Raw genomic sequence first — 19,725 nt, forward strand, 5'->3', positions numbered from 1 at the left:
ATAAGACAACGGGAGTATATAGAAAGGAAATTTTATTATCTATATAAAACGCTAACAGCCTAAATTTAAAATTAGCTTTAAATGGCTCTTTTGAGTTCTTTATTCTAGTTATTGCCAGCAGTTTTTATTTCGATTTTGTTTCTTTTCTCTTCTTTGTGTAGATGTTGAATGGTATTCCCACTCTTATTCTACCTGTAAAATCATTTGTAACATCAGTTCCATATATACCATTTTTCCAACCTATATCAATTCCGAAAGTTAGTGATGTTTCCCCATCTTTTTCTTTTCTAAATATTGGTCCAAATAACACACTAAAATTATTTTCATAATACGTATTATTTGGTTTTCGTATTAGATATTCGTGTTGAGCGGAAAGATTGAAACCAAAATTTTTCTTTTTAGTAAAAAATATAGCTCCATATGCATTAAAGGCTCCAGTTGCTAATGTCTTATCAATGTTTTCATAAAAACCAAAAGTTTGATTATCCTCGTCTCTAATAACAAAAACATCATCTTCATTCTGAAAAATATTTGGTGTTCCATTAATCAAAGAGTTATTTAGGAAAGAACCAAATGTGCCATTAACTCCTAACTGGTAATACCAAATCGTTTTTTTTGCATTATGTGTTTTATTGAAACTTAGTGATATTACGGATTTTAATTTATTGATATCATCGGTTAAGTCAAATATATTGTTGAAATCTTGGATTATACCATCATCTATATTATCCTCATTAAATTTATAAGTGCTATTACTTAAATTTAAATTTAAGTCGAACCACGTCAAACTATAACCATATGTAATATCATTTTCTTTATCAAAATTATATAACAAATCATTTTCAATGTATTTTTTGAGTTTTTCATCAGAGTCAACTGAAGTTAAAAACTTTTTTATTTTTTTCTCTTCCTTATCAAGACTTACAAAAGCCTCCTCATATTTTTTTTCAGAGAGTAGTTTTTTGATAGAAGGTAAAATTTCCAAAAGATTGGTGTAATCTTTATTTTTTAATAAATCTGTACTACTATTTACACTTTTAATTTCTTTTTTAAGTTCTCCAATTTTTTTTAAGTTGTCATTACTGTACTTTATCTCGTTATAAATGATTTCTCTCGCATAAATTTCACGTCTATTATCGATGAGTTTTTTTGTTTCTTTTTTTCCAGTATAAAATACACTTGGACTACAAATTCGACGAATAAAACCTAAATTTATCCCAACGTTGTTATTCCAAGAACCATCGTCATAAAATTCGAATACATTTTTATTGCCAGTAGCGTTTGCTCCAGCTCTAATATAATAAGGTGATTCCGTATCTCCCAACCTGAAATTTGAATTGATAGAAATAGTCGTTTTTTCTTTATTTTGAGAGTAGCTAAAAGCAGAGGCATTGGTTGCTAATTCTGAATTAGAGAAAATCACATAACTAAAAGCATTAGAAATATTTTCTTTCATTAAGGTGTCTTGTATTGCATTATTGTTATAATGTGAAAGGGAGGTGTTTAATTGGTTTTCATATTTGATGGTGTTTGGATTTTGACTATTTCCAATATATCCAAAGAGCATTAGACAGAAGATGAATGTGGTGTTTTTCATAATATGATTGGTTTGTGATTAGCAAATATGAAACTAAAATTGGATTAATAAAATCGCCATTACTTGGTATTTCTCAAATTACTGACAACTTGTTTATATACAGAACTTTTATCCTTTTATCCAATCATATTGGCTGGCTATGCGGAACTTTCGGTTGCTTTTCTCTTTTTTTATCCATGTTTCTTCATTTCGAATAAGAATAAAAAAACAATTTAAATACCAAATGTAAATCGTTTTACAAAATATTTAATACGGAAAACCGTAAGCGTTCTGAAATAAAATGCTTAATTAATAATAGGGAGAGGTTAAATATACTAAATATATAGTAAGAAATTACTCTTGTAAGATAAAAATAATTGTGAATTTAGAATTATTACACAAAAAGAAGGAGTATTCCCAAAAATAAATTACAGATTTATAGGAAATCTGCCATCTATAAATCTCTGTGAAAATTGGTGAAATGGAACTAAGGTTGGGAATAGCAAGAGGGTAACACGCTAAAGCGATGTTACTTTTTGTGCGTCCTTAGTTTTCAGTAGTTTAGAGGTTTTAAATGAATAGGATTTTAATCATTTTTCACGGAAAAACGTCCGTAAGCCAATAAAATCAAAGTGTTTTTCCGTGAAAAAGTAGGCCTTTAATCAACTTTGTTGCCTTTTAAACTCTTTTGAAGATTTAGAAGTTTTTATGAGGATTCAAAAATTTGTTTTTTACTAAATAAGCTTCGTAGCCCAGTAAAATCAAGGAATTTTTTACTAAAAAATCAACTTTACGTTCTAAATTTCCCAAAAACACTTCATAGTATTAGCTCGATAGATGTTGGGGCTTTTAATGCGTAACAAAATATAATATAACCGTTTTTTGATTAAAAACCATATACCCGTAGTTCAGTATTACCCCTGTTTGGATACAGAATTGTAAATTTATCACTTTATAAAAAATTAATGAGGCTCTTAAAAATAAAATAAGAGAGCCCACGCGTTGTATATATTGTTCACATTTAGTGAGTGTTATTATAAACCTCACCTTACGGGTGTACAAGCACCCTCGTAACCAAAACGGTCAATCTATAATAAGTTCAATGCCCGCTTTCTCGGCCTTGTATTTTATTTTGGTCATGAGCTCGTAATAGCTCCAATTTCTCAATACGAATGCCTCTTCCTTGGCAATACCGATTTTGTCCTCCTGGTTTAACAGAATGAGCGTTCCAGCCCCATGTTCGATGCAAAAATCAATCAGCCTCCTGCTGTATACATGGAGACGGTGGTATACATAACTGCTTTCCGATTTGCGGAGCTTGTCCACTGCCTTTAATTTCCTTTTAGCTCCTTTGCCCGATTTTGAATAGGTAGCCCCAATCTGTGCCCTTTTAAGGGCAGCCTGTATCGCTAGCCTTCTATATAAAAACTCTTCCTTCGTACCAATGGAAAGCCTGGCCTTGCCAATTTTGACGACAATGGGATATTCCAGTGACAATGAAGCCTCCGCAACCACTTCGGGTCTGAGGATGTGCCTTTCTTTCTCGATTTCAAAAATCGGAAGCCAAAAAATCTTGCCGTCCCTTAATTTAATGTGGGACGTGCACAGCTTGGTCTCTCCATGTATCACCTGTTCCAATAGTCTTTTTTTGTCGGTATGGTCCTTTCCCAAATACGTCCGAAAGGGAATCTGGAACAAACGAAAGCAAAAAGCCCTTTTTTCGGCATTATAGGACAGTCCGCTGATGCCCTCCAAGCTAAAGGGAAAAGCCATGTCCCTCCTGAAGTTTTTAAGGGCCTGTTCCCCTTTCCAGTATTTCGGGCTGTCCTTCTTAAAGGAAGCAAGCAGGGTATTGTTCAAACTGGACAGTATATTGGTAGGGATTTCGCCCTTAAAACGGTTCGAAACCACACGATAGGTGGTATTGATACGGGAGCGTAGCAGGATGCCGTCGCTATCTTTTTTTTCATCGGCCAGTTTCACCTTTATCCCCTCAGACAGATAAAAGAACTCCCTGATCATTTCCTGTACATACAGATGGGAAACGATAAGATTGGCAGCCCTAAAACAGCGGTTCTGCCACTGGTAGAGTTTGTCCAAGGCTTCCTTTCGTTCCTCTTGGGTAGGCAGGTCGACCACTAACTGGATCTTTCGGGTAAGTTTAAGTGTTGGTTTTTCCATATCAAGCGGATTCCAGTTGCTGTTCAAGTTTCAGCTGCATGAGTCTATAGGCAGCCATAAATTCCTTGTGTACTTCCTTTTTGGATAGATTGAGCTCAGTGGCAATGGCCGTAAAGGAATAATGCTTTTCACATCGGAGCATTAATACCTTTGCCTGTTTCTTGGTCATAATACTTTTAACTCCAATGTCAAAAGCGGTCTTTTGCTGGGTTTCAGTCCCACTTCCCAAGTTAACAATCGTTTTAATGTCTTCAATCGCCTGTTTCACCTCGGTATAGGTTTCCGTAATACTTGTTCCCATCACTTGGGCAATAGCTTTATATTGAAAGCCATATTTCAAACAGAGTTCTATAAGTTGTCTTCTTTCCGCATCCAATAGGGGCAATACGCTTTTGATATGGTCGAAGGCTTTTTGTTCCGACTCCTGATTGCCCAGGATTTCAGAATCCTTTATTGGGTCAAACCCCACCAAATAGTCTTGGTAGTTGTCGTAATCCTCTAGCGCGTTGACGTTCCTAAAGAACTTGTTTTTAGGTCTGGTATAGTATGAAATACATGCCCTTTTCATTACAAATCTTAAAAAATAGAAGATATGTTTGGGGGTTTCTATCCTGTCCCTATGTTCCCATAATTTTAAAAAAGTATCCTGAACCAAGGATTCTATGACAAAATCATCATTGATCATGCGCTTGCCCACCCAAAAGATACTTCTGCTGTACCTGGCATGGATATGAACCAAAGCAGTGGAATCACCTTTTTTTAATAGTTCGAAATCATGCTGTACCATAAAATACTGTATTCAAATAGGGATAGGGATGCCTACCGCCAAAATTAAATTGATTTTAGTAAAGCGAATTCTTATATAATATAAAGAGAAGATAGCTTTGAGAAACGTTGAGAAGAATGCTGTTTTGCTAAACAAAAAAGGCGTGGATACTCAACTTATCAATCTGGGGTACTGGTATACCGTGCAACGATAAGAGAGCCCACGCCCCGGGTCGTGAGCATCTTTGCTTATCATCTCGTTGCAAAAATTACCAGTTTTCAGATTGAGAATCAAAGCGAATGCTTCTAATATTTTACTTAAAGAAGTTTCGCAAATATATTAATATGGGACTAATATATAAAAAAATATTCAATTGTAGTTTGTATTGCCTACATTAATTATGTTAAAATTTATGAGATTGCTTCCCATAAGGACTCATAGATGAACCAAAATCAACTTTATATTGAAAAATTCGGGGAAAACGTTCTCAAACGAAGAAGTGAACTAAAACTAAGTTATAGGCAATTAGCACAAAAATGTGATGTTGATTTCAGTGCTATTTCAAAAATTGAAAAAGGCCAAAAAAGTTTGGAATTTCAGACAATAATTGAACTAGCCAAAGGTTTAGAAATCCACCCCAAAGAATTATTTGATTTTAACTTTCCAATGCAAAAATTAGAAAAGTAACTTTTTTTAACCGTTATTTCTTTCTTTTTGGCTTTTTTGTAATCTCTTCTCTGTTTTAATTTCTTGAATTTAGCAAAACTTCGTTTATCCAGTCATTACTGGGGAACGAGGGCTAAATACAGAAAGCAAAGAGGGACTATAACCTGTTTCCAATTAGTTTGTTCCCTCTTTTTTCATTGTTACTTAGAGAAAAGAACAACGAAGACAAAGTTAACAAAATCCGAGCAGACCGTATTTTTTGTTCCGCTTTGGCAAGGATGAAAAAGGGGAGAAGCAAGAGGGTAGGGTGCATCTGCGCCCCAATCCCTTTAAATATGTGGCTTCACGGAAAATCCCCGAAAATCGTTTTTAACGGAATTTTTATAAGAAAGTGTCGCAACCCTGGTAGATTCTGGGAACTTTTTATGAGAAAATCACGGAAAAATACTCTTGTGGGACGTTCAATCGCCACTTGGACTATCATTTTAAAAAGCCGAAGATTGCCTTTGCGCCGAAAACCCCATCGCCTAAATCTTCGCCTTTTTAAAACGTTTGCTACATCTTGAATTACCATTCATCTGAATTTTTAGCCTTTAAGGTTTTCCGTAATTGATTTCTTTATTTTTTTATTTATTTTGAAAGAAGATAAAATCCCCTTTGGATATTTGCAAACATATGCGATACATAACAAAAATTACTGACATTGGGAAAATATATAGGATATTTGTAATATAAAGAAGTAATATAACAAGTTGTAAGCAAGCTAAAAATCCAACCGCACAAGCAGCACATTTGGTTTTTTGCTAACACATAAAGCCAACACTGAAAGAGCTAAATGAGCTGTTTTTTTTTTTTTTTTTGCCAACGCTCGAACGAAATGGGGAAAACCTTAAAATTGAATTAAAAAAGAGCGTATTTTAAATGACTGAAATCGACCAAAAAAAATATGGAGATAACCGAAAAGCTACTGATTGAATTACAAAACCGACTAAAAGTTGGTAGCAGAAGAGGAGTTCATTTGAATGCAATTCCAGCTCGTTCAAGATACAAATTTGACTTAACACGATTATCTCACATTGACGAAAACCTACCTGAAAATTTCATTAATGCATTACTGACGGAATTACCTCTAAAATTCAAAATTAGTTGGAAAGATAATGTTCCTGACCTTAATTCGCTTTTTGAGGAAGACCAAACACAATTAGTTAAAATCACAAAATCTTTTGAAAATTTAATTAATCAAACAGATGCAATTGAATCAGAAAAAGGAATAAATACATTTGGTTTTGGCTTTCCAATACTCGTAAGACGAGACCAAGTAGATAATAAATTAACAGTTGCTCCTATTTTAATTTGGTCGTTAAGAATAAGAAGAACAAAAGAATTTAATACTTGGGAAATAATACGAACAGAAGATGACCCAATTTACATAAATGAAGTTCTTATAAATCATTTGCAAAATGATTCCAAAATTGAGATTAATCAAATTTCAACTGATATATTAGATGACGGTTTAATTGATAAAAGTGAACTATTGGATATTTGTGTAAATATTATAGAATCCATAAATAGTTCAATTCCAAATGATTTACGAGAAACATTTGAGAAAAAACTTAACGAAATAAAATCTATTCCGGAAAAAAATCATTACGAAAACCTACCATTAACATCTAACAATTCATTTATAGATTTTGGAGGTCTTTTTTCAATATTTGAAGTTCAGAAACAAAACATAATTCACGATTATAGTAATTTGCTTGAACTCAAAGGTGCAACTATTGACCTTGAAGATATGGAAGAACATACGTTTCAACCAATTTCTTCAGTTGAAACTGACCCTTCACAACAGGGAATTTTACATTCATTAAAAGCTTCTCGAAACATTTTAATACAAGGGCCTCCAGGAACAGGGAAAAGTCAATCGCTTACAGCAATTTTAGTAAATGCTCTTGAAAATCAAAAAAAGACAATTGTTGTTTGTGAAAAGAGAACCGCTTTAGAAGTTCTTTACAATTCACTAAATGAGAAAGGGCTTAATTATCAATGTGTTCTTCTAAAAGATATTGTTAAAGATAGACGATTGGCAGTTGACTCTGTAAGAGATAGAGTAGATAATTCTTCATATCGTAGATACAGATACTCTCATTCTAAAGAAACTTTAGACAACATTATTGAAAAATCAAAAAACTTAATTGATTCAATAAATAAACGTCATAAAAAATTAGGAGAAAAATTAGTTGGCAATAAAAATTGGACTCATATTGTCGGCTCACTCTTATCAGAACTAAAAGACAATTCCGAAGAATACAATCTTGATTTAGCAAAAGAAACCTTTAGCTACGAATCATCAGAACTCAATCAATTACTTGAATTAATTAGGAAAGGTCAAAATCTATATGATGAGTTTAAACCTCATATAAATTTTTCGTTTATAAACTCGGCTAAATTAGTTGGAGACAATCCATTTATTATAGAACAGAAGCTTGAAGAGGATTTTTCAATCTACAAAAAAGAGTTGAAAACTTTATTAGAAAACATTTCAAGTTATGAGGCAGAATATTACAAAATAAGAAATGAGCAATTTAACTTGCAGAAAACTTCAATTATTGATATTGAAACTTCAATTCAAAATATCCTAATAAAACACGAAGGAAATAACGACTTTTTAAATGAAGAAAAAACAAACGGATTTTTATTTAAAACAATTTCATTGTTCTCAAAAGAAAAGAAAACAATACTTACAGACCAACAAAAAATAAGTTCTCTTTTCGAAAATTATTCTTCCAAAACCAAAAATAATCAAGATTTTGAAAATGTTATTTTCTCTAATTCAATTAAAGAGAATCAAAGTATCCTTAAAAAGTTCAGGTCGATTATTGAGAGAGCCGAAAATGAATTTCAATCTAAAATAGAGAATGAATACAAATTTCTGAACTTACTTAAATCTGTTGAAAAAGATTTTGACACAGAACTACTACAAACAATAAAAACTAACTTTAACAACCTGAAGTCTATAATTAAAGAACAAAATTGGACTGACAACGAACTGAATGAAGATTCACATAACACATTAAGCAACAAAATTCAGGCTATAATTGAATCGAAAGAACGCTTTTTTGCAAATGAAAATGACCTTTTTTCAATCGAGTTTAAGTGGTATCAATTTTATAATTCATTATCCCGAGAGAATAAACTAATCATTGACGAATTAAAGGAAAAATCAAATTGGAGAAAAACATTTTTGATTTTCTACCTAAATTCTATGCTTGTAAATTCTGCAAATACAGATTTACCAACAAATGATAATGACCATATTGAATTAGGAAAATCCCTACCTGAACTTGAAAGAGAACAGATAAAGTACATTAAAGAATATTGGTTTTCCAAACAAATAGATGCTACTAGAGAGTTTGATAATAAACATCCAAATTTATCTGTTGAAAATTTATACAATAAACGAGCAGGAAAACGACATAAAAGATTATCCCTACGAGAAATCGTGAAGTTAGATATGGATTTGTTCACTACTTTTTTTCCAATTATCTTAACAACTCCAGATGTTGCGAGTAATCTTTTTAAAGGACAAAATAAATATTTTGATATTGTGATGTTTGATGAAGCAAGTCAATTAAAATTAGAAGATAATTTACCTGCTTTATTAAAAGGAAAACAAATAATCATTGCAGGAGACGAACATCAGATGCCACCTTCTAATTATTTTAGCAAAATTTTTGATGGGACAATTGATGATGAAGATGAATTTGAAGATGAAATAGATAAAATTAAAAATGACATAAGTAATTCTCTATCAGACTGTGAATCGCTTCTTGATTTCGCTTCCGAGTTAGGTTTTGAGAAGAAGTATTTAGATTTTCATTATCGTTCAAGACATCCCTATCTCATTGATTACTCAAATTACGCTTTTTATAATCAACGATTAAAACCACTTCCAAATGGTTTTGAATACGTTCCAATAAATTATGTTCCAGTAAATGGTACATATTCAGACAATTCTAATGATGCAGAAGCTGAAACAATTTTGTCAATTATTGACAAAAACATTTCAAGGCTTCCTAGCGGAGAATATCCAACAGTTGGCATTGCTACTTTTAATATAAATCAGCGCAACCTAATTCTTGGAAAGATTAATGAAAGGAGAAAATTTGAGAAATACAGTAGTTTTAATGACAAAATAGTAGAACTCGAAGAAAACGGATTTTTTGTCAAGAATTTAGAAAATATTCAAGGAGACGAAAGAGATGTAATAATACTTTCTACAACATATGGCATAAATAAAGACGGAAAATTTGCCCAACGCTTTGGCTCTATAAATCATCAAAAGGGATACAAACTACTAAATGTTATTGTTACAAGAGCAAAATACAAAGTATATGTTTGCTCTTCAATTCCTGAAGATGTATTTTTAAATTATAAGGAACATTTAATAAATGAAGGTTCAAATAATAGAAGAGGGGCATTTTATGCATATTTAGCTTATTCAAAAGCCGTTAGCGAACAAGACAATGAGGCAAGAATTTCCGTATTAAATACGCTCGCAGAAAATTCGACTAAAAGCACTACAATTGACAATTTAAATGAAGACCTCGAATCACCATTTGAAGAAGAAGTTTATCAGGCTTTAACGGAACATTTTGACGAAAAAAATATTATCCCACAACTTCAATTTGCGGGTTTTAGGATTGATATGGTATATGATACAAAGCATATTGGTCTTCCGAAAATTGCAATAGAATGTGATGGTGCCGCTTATCATTCAAGTCAAGAAGCATATTTACACGATAGACATAGACAAAAAATTCTTGAAGGTCACGGTTTTGTATTTCACAGAATTTGGAGTACAAATTGGTGGCGAAACCCGCAAAAGGAAACAAAAAAATTAGTTGAGTTCATAAAAAGCATTGAAAATAGTAGTCCTTCCATTTTTGAAGATAAATCAAAAACAGGTTTGGCATTTACAGATAATATTATGATTATCGAAAATGAACTTTCTAAAGTTTCTCCAATCCTTAAAAAAGATTTAAAAGAAACTATTGAAGCCGTAAGTAAAAATGAAGAAATTCAAACCGAGTTATTTAAAGTAACTATTGGAATCAATAGCAAGGTATTAGTAAAATATTTGAATATTGATAAAGATTTGAAAGTTCACTTAGTAGAACAAACTGTATCTAAACTTGAAAAATCAAATGGAATTCAGAAGATAAATATAAAAACGCCTTTGGGTGTAGCATTGAAAGGTAAATCTGTTGGCGATACAGTTAAAATTGGCGATTTAGATAAGTACGTTAGAATATTGGAAATTATGAATTGAGCCAACGCTAACGCTAGCAAGTTTACAGAATGAAAAGCCACAGGTAAAAGTATAAAAAACATGTGTGGGTTCAGCAGCAAAAGGAAGTTATTTAATGAATGAATTAAAAGATAAATTTAATTATCAAAAGAAATAAAATTGGCGGATAGTATTTGGAAGAAGCTTTCGACAAGGAGATTAAATAGGAATAAAAAAATTAATTAATTAATGGCAAATATCAGACTAAATATATTGCCTGTTTCTGAATCGAAGTTTTCATTTATTGTATTCAGAAGGTTAAAGCAGGAGAATGATGATAAAGAAGAAAACGTATATCAATATCATCTTCCAATACAAACTGACCTTAAAGAGAGAAATTTATATTTGGTTTCTTTTAGTCCTAAGGATGGTTTTGAAGAATATTTAGCCTATTCAAATTATGCAATTGGATTAACCAAGAGGTTTTTGCTGAAGATATTATTTGGTTCACTAACAAATAATAAATGTTCATTTTTATTTGAGGTTAAAAGACGATTTTCCGAAGAACAAATTGAGTTTACTCTTTACGAGTTTCAACAAGGGAAACAAGTAATTTCCTTATCACCATTTTATTTGGAGGAACAAAAACGTTTTGGGTTTATTGTTGATTTCAGGTTTTCAAAAAATAAAGATTTACCTTTTAATAAAGAGGTGCAAGTTTTGAGTTTAAGCCTTGACAAACAAGGGCGTAGTAATAAAAATTACTATTCAGATAAATTCAAATTGATCAATGTTTTTTTGGAGAAGGTTTATGATGAAATTCAGACACTTAGTGAAAATGAAAATAACCAAATTCATATTGAAAGGAATCTCATAGAAACGCCAGTTTTTCAATTAAGTAAGAAAGAATATATTTTTAGTAATAAAAGTACAGCAAATTCACAATTTCAAGGTATCAGGAATTATGGTCCGCTTCAAAAAATTGAGAAAGAAGTTATTTTTGCTTTCATTTTTGAAGACCGTTTTAAATCATTTGCCAATGAATTGTATTTAAGTTTAACAGGAAAGTCTAACCCAGGAACTTTTCCAGGATTCGAGCAAATGTTTGGAGTGGTCTTAAACACAAATAATGTGAAACAGATTAAAGTAGAAGGTCTTTCAAACGAGAATTTACTAAAAGTAGTTGATACGGTAAAAGAACTTCAGCAATCCGAATCAAACAAAAAAGTCATAGGTATTTATATTGAAGATTATGCTATTGATATTGAAGATTTGCCAGCTTCAAACCGCTATTACTTCTTGAAGTATAACTTTATAAAAAACAACCTTGCCTTACAAGTCGTAAATTATCGCAAATTAAGTGAGCGTAATTCTCTAAAATGGTCAACATCAAATGTTGCTTTAGCAATGTTTGCCAAAATGGGGGGTATTCCTTGGGTGGTGAAGCCAAGCAATAATAACTGCCTTATTCTTGGTGTTGGGAGTTCTCATAAAAGGGATGAAAAAACAGGAACTATCACAAAATATTTTGCCTATACCGTATGCTTGGATTCAAGTGGGTTGTACAAAACACTTGAAGTATTGGCTGATGAAACTTCTGAAACGAACTATTTAGAAAATCTGAAAAACAACTTAGTAAAAATGCTAAGAGACGGAAGAATGGAAAACTACAAAACGTGTGTTTTGCATCTTCCGTTCAAGATTAAACAAAAGGAGATTACGGCTATATCAGAAGCAATACAACAAATAAACAATATTGATTTTGTTGCGATTAAAGTAAACCTTGACAATAAATATTTTGGTTATAGTTTCCACAATACACTTGTGCCTTATGAAAGCAGTTTTGTTAAATTATCCCGAAACGAATATTTGGTTTGGTTTGAAGGGTTGTTGTATGGAAAAGAAGTTGTTGACAAAAGGCTTGCAAATCCAGTCCATATTCAATTTTTGAATTTGGGTAATCCCAAAGGATTTGACGAAAGAAAATATTTACAAGATGTATTAAACTTATCAGGAGCAAATTGGAGAGGGTTCAACGCCAAGTCTATACCTATTTCAATCTATTATTCTCAAATCATTGCAAAATATACGGAAGCATTTGAAAAAATTGAAGGTTATGAAGAAAATTCTATTTCGAATGATAAACCTTGGTTTTTATAAAAAGTAATAAAATGGAAATAAAAGGCGAACATTTATTGTTTTTATTGGGAGCAGGAGCAAGCGTTGATGCAGGCATTCCAATTTCAAACCAAATGGTAAACGAGATAGAAAAACTCATAATTAATCACGATGATTGGAAGTCTTATAAAGACTTGTATTTTTATCTGAAAAGTAGTATTAATTACTCGGACGGAATTTTGGGAAAATTTAACGAGCTTTTTAATGTCGAAAGATTGCTTATTGTTATTTCAGAGATTGAGAAAAGAGAAAGCAATATTATGTATCCATTCATTGGTACGTGGAATATTCGCTTGCTTGATTTGGGAGGAAACAACTTTGAAAACATACGGAATTTTCATAAACTTATTAGAAAGCAACTAAATGAATGGGTAGGACTAAGAAATTATGATGATGCAAATTATTATCAATCCTTTTCTTCTCTTTCAACCGATGTTGCAAATCTGATGAATGTGTTTACACTAAATTATGATATGTGTTTTGAAAACATTGTAGGAAAAGATAAAACCATAGAATTGGGTTTTACCAAAGAAACGAACGAATGGCACCAATCGAATTTTGAGAATATAGAAGGTAAGCACTATAATCTGTACAAACTGCACGGTTCAATAGATTGGTATTTATCTAAAGAAAAACTGTTCAAAAGCCAAAAAATAGAATCCGAACCTGAGTTGATATTCGGAATTCAACATAAAATGACCTCTGTTGATCCTTACTTTTATTATTCTTCAATTTTAAGAAACTGTTGTTTTAATGAAGCAAAAATTATTGTTGTTATTGGATATTCTTATGCAGATGAGTACGTAAATGTAATTTTATCTCAAGCATTAAATTCTCGTAGTGAACTTAGGATAATAAATGTCGCTCCGTTGTTTGGGAAAAACGAACAAGTTGAAAAAGACTTTATTGCTCAAAGACTTAACCTAAAAAGCGAAAATCAACTTATTAATATTGACAGTACAGCCAAAGAGTTTATGACCAATACGATGAACAAAGATTTTTTTGAAAAGAATATTGGAGAACCAGAAGGAGTTCCGTTTGAATAGAGCTTCCACCTTTGCTTTCGTTTTTAAAAGTTAATGTTCAATATTTTTCATATCTTTATGATATAAAAAGAGAGCAAATTATATCTCCAAAGTTCTTTTATTGGCTTTAGTGTGCAATTAGGTGTGCATAAATAAATGAAAATTACAGAATAGCAGTAATAATAGGGGATAAGGCAGTTTCAATTTAAGCCTGCCATACTGATAAAATTGCACTACAAAGGTCTAAAAACAAAATAATTTCAATAGTTTTTTGAATCGTAATATTCAACTAATTCATGTTAAGCGTCATCGAAATAAAATCAGTTATTGCTTCAGGAGAGGGGTATAATGTTGAGTTTAAAAAAAAGTATTCCAAGCAAGGTTAAGGAGATTACTGAAGAAATTTGTGCCTTTTCCAACGCATCAGGTGGAACACTTCTTATTGGGGTTGATGATAACAATATTATTCAGGGAGTCGTTTTTAATAATGCAAAACGTTCTGCACTTCAAAATTCAATCAATGAAATAACACCAGTATTGCATTGTAAGATTTATGCTGTAAATATTGATACAAAGGATATAGTAGTTATAGAAGTCCCTTCAGGTGCAAATAAGCCGTATGTGCTTTCAGGAGCTATTTATGTCCGCCAAGACCCTAATTCTCAAAAGCTAACAACTGTTGAAGAAATTAGAGATTTCTTGCAACAAGCAGATAGAATATATATTATGATGAAGCTCCACGTAAAGCAATTGATATTATTCAAAATATTCTTGATGCTAATATTAATCAATTTAGAGAATTAGCAGGGTTAGGTAGGTTCTACGGTTTCAAATGAACAAGTTTTTAATAATCTTAAACTAATTACAAAAGATGGTTTTATTAAAAATGGAGCTATTTTGTTTTTTGCAAAAAATTCAGAAGAGTAATATGCTGTATTGTTTTTGATGGCATTGATAAAAGATATATTGTTGATGATAAGACAATGACAGGTACACTATGTCAGCAATTCCTTCAAGCGATGACTTGGTTAAAAACAAAACTAGATGTACGTTATGATATCGAAGGTACAGGTTCACAACCACGTAAAGAACTTTGGGAAATTCCCGTGACAGCTATCAAAGAAGCTATAATTAATGCTTTGGCTCATAAAGATTATTCGGGTGGTGTTCCTATTCAAATAAGCGTTTACAAGGACAAAATTATTATTTGGAACGAAGGTCAATTACCCGAAAATTGGACTGTTAAAAATCTATTGGAAAAACATGCTTCAAGACCATATAACCCCGACATTGCAAATGCTTTGTTCCGTAGTGGTTATATTGAATCTTGGGGAAGGGGAACAATAAAAATTATTAGAGAATGTAAGCAAGCTGGAATCCCTGAACCTGTCTTCAGTTATGATTCAAGCGATATTTCTGTAGAGTTCAGAATGGATATTTATAATGAAAAATATTTGCAATCGCTTAACCTAAGCGACAGACAAGTAAAGGCTGTTTTTTACGCAAAAGACAAAGGGAAAATTACAAATAGTGAATATCAAAGATTAAACGACTGTTCTCGAAATACCGCCAGTAACGATTTAATGGAATTGGTTGAAAAAGACTTGCTAAAACCAAGCGGACAAAAGGGAGCAGGAGCATTTTACACTTTGAAATGAAAGAAAGGCAGACATAGATCAATTGCACATTAATTGCACAAATTGCACAAAGTGTACAAAGCGCACAAAATGCACAAATGGACAATGACAAAGGAAAACCTATTCTATTTGCAAGCGCATTTACAAAGCCCAACGTGGTAAAGCTATGAAGAACATTTTACCCATACAGCCTTATTCAATAAAACGAAATCGGAATATAAGCACTAATGGTAATAAAGATGAGTTAACAATTTAAATTTTTGAATTTGTTAGAGTGAAATTATGGTCAATATTTAATGATAAAATTTGTATTTTTATGTAATCAAAAGACAAACAAATTTTGTTTTTAAATAGGTCTTTTTGACTTTAGTGTGCAATTCGGTGAACCTATCCAATAAATGACCATTTGTGGCTTCTATAATTTTATTGGTCAGCAAAACCTGTCCGTTTTCCTATTCCACTTTGAGCTGATTGTATGCCAAAGTTCCGTATAAATTGCTCCCTCTTCCAATTTTTGCCACCATTTCAAACGTCCTTTCTCAAATGTTTTGCTTCAAATTCTTCTGTTAACTGTATTATCTTTTGACATAATACTGCCATTTCTGTTGTTTGTTTTTCCAGTTTATAGAGATAGGCAGCTGCTTTTTTTTCTGAAAAATTACCGTACAACAACTTTACAATCTGGTTATAGTTCACCCCAACGGAGCGAAACTGACCGTACAATGTCGTGAGCCGCATATAAAAATCAACCGTTCCCTTGTCAATCTGAATGGTCTTTACCGTCTTTTCAAAGATACAGGACGTTATAAAATGTGCCTTAACGTGCATACCCGATTTGTCAAAAAGAGCAAGAAAGCGGGCATGTTGTTCCTCGTTAAAGGAAATGGTGTACCTAATTTTCGCTGGGTCCTGTTTAGGACGACGGCCAGTCTTTTTGAATTGCTTTTTGCTGTTCCCATTCATCACTATCCATTTTTAACTTTAAACAAAACCCTGACTTTGGAAGGTGTTTTTCAGCCCCCTGCAAGGGCAAGTTGTTTTGAGCATCGCAAATCGTTTCGAGATGCTCAAAACACAACTTGCCGTGTTCGGTTGAACACAAAAATCCGCTCTTTCAGGCGGATTGAATATAGCAGGGAAAAACAGCTTCGGGCTGTTTCCTTTCTTACCAGACAATTCCATGTGCTTTTGCATAAACCCGTTTATAAAAACCATTGTACAAATTAAAACCTTGTTTTTTAGAATGTTGCACTGTAGTACAGGGCCATAAAGTGCCAATAAGCGCCAATGAGTACCACCTTGAAATATAAGAACATATATATCTACATTTCTTTGTACGGGCAACCAGTTGTAGGTAGGTTGGTACATTAGTGGATATATAGGTATGTATAACCTCAATCGCCTATGGATGTGGAGGCGTATGAAATCAAGTAGTAACAGATTTGATTTTTATTTATTCGGCAATGAGAGGAGGTGCCGTTTCGTTTCACTCTATTACTATTTCCAATATTTATATTTTTCATTTCTGATATTTTTTTTATTCGTTTAAAGAGCCGGAGTATGCTTTGTTTCGTTTCAGGAGCATAAAAAGGTTCGTGTTGAGCAGGTACAAGGTTTTGACAAAAAAATACGACCTGGATAGGTGGAGATTTTTTTGCAAACCCGAAGGGCTTGACCTTGTACCTGCGTTAAGAACACGTAAATACCTTTGCTCTTGAAATGGAACAAAACAGCATACTGGTTCTTGGATAAAAAACAAAAGGGAAGTAATGAAGATGGCTTTCGGTAAATAGCCCATGTGACTGTAAAGCTTGCCTATATAAGGCGGAATTTCTAAACAACTAGTGTTTATGTGGTGTGCAAGGATGGTGGCTTAGAAAGCCACTGAAAGGGTATTGAAAAACAGCATTATTGGGTGTTGATGGGCGACTTTTTCAATACGCTTTACCAGAGCATCCAACAAAGCTCTTTTATGGGCGGTGGGATTTTCGTGGGAGAAATAAATGTGCTTTGGGATGAAAAAATGGGGTATAAAAACAGGTAAATAATATTAGCTGTGTAATTAGATTTGAAATGAAAATCGATCATTATTCATTTTTAGTATATAACATTTATCATGAACAGATTGGATTGCTGAAAACCTAGAAAGAAAATGACTTAATGCATATTAACTAATTTTGTTTCAGTTAGTTATAAGTAAATTAAATAACGCATTGACTTGCTATTCCCTTAGATTCGTACCAGTTCCTTAAGATAATTCACCATTAAATGATAAGTTATCTTTTGTTTGGGAAAACCCTCCGTAATTGCAAATTATAACCAACCGAAAGTGAGAATTATACGCAAAAAAAAGTTTTAGACTAAAGTTTGAATTTAATTACTCCTAGCAATAAACAATGAATAGCAAGTTCAAAATAGTATTTCTTTGTGTCTTTTATGTTTTCTTAAAGTACTTGATAATTAATGTTTTATTATCAATTGGGAGTAGTTTCCTTCAATGCTTTTAATTTTAACTATGTACGCCCCTGTCTTCAACTCATTCACGTTGATGGTTGAAAAATCAATAGATTGTTTCAATATAAATTGCCCATGAATGGAATACACACTTATACTTTGTATAGGTGTGTTGGTTACAATACTTAACACATCTTTTACGGGGTTAGGGTACAACTTTATAAAAGCATTTTTAGCAATCGATTTTTCGGTGTTAAGGTATTCTCCAAAATAGGGCTCGTAAGTTTCTAAGGCTTGTTTTAAAGCAGGAATCACCGCTTTATTATCGTCTTCTATATCATTATTAAATGAAAAGGAGAAGTCTCCTCCATTCATTCTTCCTGAAAAATTAATTACTGTATTCATGGCATCAAAAGGTTGTTGGGCTTCATACATGTACATGTTAGCATCAGTATCAAAATTATTGTAAACATACCCACCTCTTAGGGCAGCTACTGTAAACGGTATGGTTTCTAAAGGACCGGTTACTTCGTAAGCATCAATTTGTCCTTGTACAGGTGTTGTATCTTGGTTGAAGTATGATAAATTATTTTGAGACGTTCCACCATTCATTGCATTATTGTACGCTTTGGTCATCCCTCCATCTTGACTAGTAAAAGCACTTCCACTAAAATTAGTTCCCCCTTCCCAAACATCTGTTCCTTGTCCAGGAATCAACACGGGTCTGTAAGTTCCTCTAAAATAATTATTTTCTACAAATGCTGAAGAAAATCGGGAAGTTCCAACTCCATATGTTCCGACACCATCATAATAATTGTTGTAAACGTGGGCATTGGTATAGGTTAAACGTGGCATTCTAGAATCAGAATGGTCAAACCAGTTGTGGTGAAAAGTTATTAATAATTGGTTGGTTTCTCCTGTAGCTCCACCACTAGCCAATACTTTGCCTGAGTCCCAGAAATGATTGAATGAAATTGTAATGTTTGAATAATTGTATTTCATATCAATAGACCCATCACCTTTTACTTGGTCGGCATCACCTCCTGGTTCACCATAAAATATGTCGTTATTATGAATCCAAATGAATAGGTTATCAGTATCCATGGAGATAGCGTCTCCATCACCGCCTCCTCCCCAAAGCATAAATCCTAGATTTCGTATCTCAATATAAGCTGTTCTTTTTAAATTTAGTCCATGACCATAAAAAGTAGCATCTTCTCCTACGCCTTCAATAGTCGTATTGAATAATGGACCTTTATCATTTTCCTGAGCATCAATAAGGCTTTTGCTACCTTGTAAGTTTAGATATTTATTGTCTTTGATTATATCGATATTTTCTTTTAGAACTTTTCCAATAAAACGGACACTTAAAGGAGTTCTGTCATAGCCTATTCCTTTAACTTCCAGTATTTTGCTAATGCCTGTTGTGGTTAATTTATTCCCGTTTTTGTCAATGACAATATCTAATGTAACTGTTTTAGCAGAAGAGTTATCAATATACAGGATTTGGGCACCGTCTTTTAGTGTTCCATCCATTTTATAAGCACCAGGGATACTACCATTGTTAAAAGCAAAGCCTTCTCTAACATGGGCTTTAACATTCAGGACTGGAGTTGTTCCTATATTCACAATACTTTCAATGCCATTAATTATTGGAACAACCTTAAGTATATAACTTCCTTCTTTTAGTCCTAAAACATCGGCACGATAATAACCTCCATAATCGCGGATGAGCTGGTTGTCAATTTTTACATCTATAAGATTTTCTCCAGTGTAATAAACATTATAACTTTCAGCATTTTCTATAGGTTGCCATTCTACAAATGCAGATTCAAACCAACCCGCAGATTCATATATAATTATAGATTGGGATAGGGCAGACATTGATAATAAAAGTAATACTATTACAATTAGTTTGTTTTTAATCATTTTGGTTTTATTTAGTTTGTTGATAG

At 32.6% G+C, this 19,725-nt stretch carries 12 protein-coding genes; 6 read left to right on the forward strand and 6 right to left on the reverse strand.

Annotated elements, in window-relative coordinates; all coding sequences use genetic code 11:
• Window positions 1–124 precede the first annotated feature (124 nt).
• The 3 genes from CJ739_RS14620 to CJ739_RS14630 form a co-directional block, all read right to left on the reverse strand.
• Window positions 125–1,597 (reverse strand): hypothetical protein, encoded by a 1,473-nt coding sequence (locus CJ739_RS14620; RefSeq protein WP_162880223.1) that lies wholly within the window; start codon window positions 1,595–1,597, stop codon window positions 125–127.
• Between the two features lie 1,062 nt (window positions 1,598–2,659).
• The gene (locus CJ739_RS14625) at window positions 2,660–3,757 is read right to left on the reverse strand and encodes a transposase (RefSeq protein WP_117176612.1); all 1,098 of its coding nucleotides are present in this window, start codon (window positions 3,755–3,757) and stop codon (window positions 2,660–2,662) included.
• Between the two features lies 1 nt (window position 3,758).
• Window positions 3,759–4,544, reverse strand: a complete 786-nt coding sequence (locus CJ739_RS14630; RefSeq protein ID WP_117176614.1) for an RNA polymerase sigma factor — start codon at window positions 4,542–4,544, stop codon at window positions 3,759–3,761.
• A gap of 420 nt (window positions 4,545–4,964) precedes the next feature.
• On the opposite strand from CJ739_RS14630, the gene CJ739_RS14635 reads away from it, so the two are divergent.
• The 6 genes from CJ739_RS14635 (at window position 4,965) to CJ739_RS14660 (ending at window position 15,337) form a co-directional block, all read left to right on the forward strand.
• Window positions 4,965–5,210 (forward strand): helix-turn-helix domain-containing protein, encoded by a 246-nt coding sequence (locus CJ739_RS14635; protein WP_117176616.1) that lies wholly within the window; start codon window positions 4,965–4,967, stop codon window positions 5,208–5,210.
• Window positions 5,211–6,135: 925 nt separating this feature from the next.
• Window positions 6,136–10,518 (forward strand): PDDEXK-like endonuclease domain-containing protein, encoded by a 4,383-nt coding sequence (locus CJ739_RS14640; protein ID WP_117176618.1) that lies wholly within the window; start codon window positions 6,136–6,138, stop codon window positions 10,516–10,518.
• A gap of 207 nt (window positions 10,519–10,725) precedes the next feature.
• Window positions 10,726–12,636, forward strand: a complete 1,911-nt coding sequence (locus CJ739_RS14645; protein WP_117176620.1) for a Piwi domain-containing protein — start codon at window positions 10,726–10,728, stop codon at window positions 12,634–12,636.
• 11 nt (window positions 12,637–12,647) lie between these two features.
• Window positions 12,648–13,700 (forward strand): SIR2 family protein, encoded by a 1,053-nt coding sequence (locus CJ739_RS14650; protein ID WP_117176622.1) that lies wholly within the window; start codon window positions 12,648–12,650, stop codon window positions 13,698–13,700.
• A gap of 306 nt (window positions 13,701–14,006) precedes the next feature.
• Entirely contained in the window at window positions 14,007–14,483 is a 477-nt protein-coding gene (locus CJ739_RS14655; RefSeq protein ID WP_162880224.1) for an AlbA family DNA-binding domain-containing protein, read from the forward strand.
• A gap of 179 nt (window positions 14,484–14,662) precedes the next feature.
• A complete protein-coding gene (locus CJ739_RS14660) occupies window positions 14,663–15,337 on the forward strand; it encodes an ATP-binding protein (protein WP_117176626.1) in 675 nt (224 codons plus the stop codon).
• Window positions 15,338–15,841: 504 nt separating this feature from the next.
• Here CJ739_RS14660 and mobA read toward each other — a convergent pair.
• The 3 genes from mobA to CJ739_RS14680 form a co-directional block, all read right to left on the reverse strand.
• A complete protein-coding gene (gene mobA, locus CJ739_RS14665) occupies window positions 15,842–16,279 on the reverse strand; it encodes a conjugal transfer protein MobA (protein WP_117176628.1) in 438 nt (145 codons plus the stop codon).
• An 18-nt stretch (window positions 16,280–16,297) separates the two neighbouring features.
• Complete coding sequence (locus CJ739_RS14670; RefSeq protein WP_117176630.1) at window positions 16,298–16,684, reverse strand: hypothetical protein; 387 nt, start codon at window positions 16,682–16,684, stop codon at window positions 16,298–16,300.
• Between the two features lie 1,092 nt (window positions 16,685–17,776).
• Window positions 17,777–19,699: a T9SS type A sorting domain-containing protein gene (locus CJ739_RS14680; RefSeq protein ID WP_117176632.1), complete on the reverse strand. Its 1,923-nt coding sequence runs from the start codon at window positions 19,697–19,699 to the stop codon at window positions 17,777–17,779.
• Window positions 19,700–19,725: the final 26 nt, after the last annotated feature.

This window comes from Mariniflexile sp. TRM1-10 (genome assembly GCF_003425985.1).
Taxonomy (GTDB): domain Bacteria; phylum Bacteroidota; class Bacteroidia; order Flavobacteriales; family Flavobacteriaceae; genus Mariniflexile.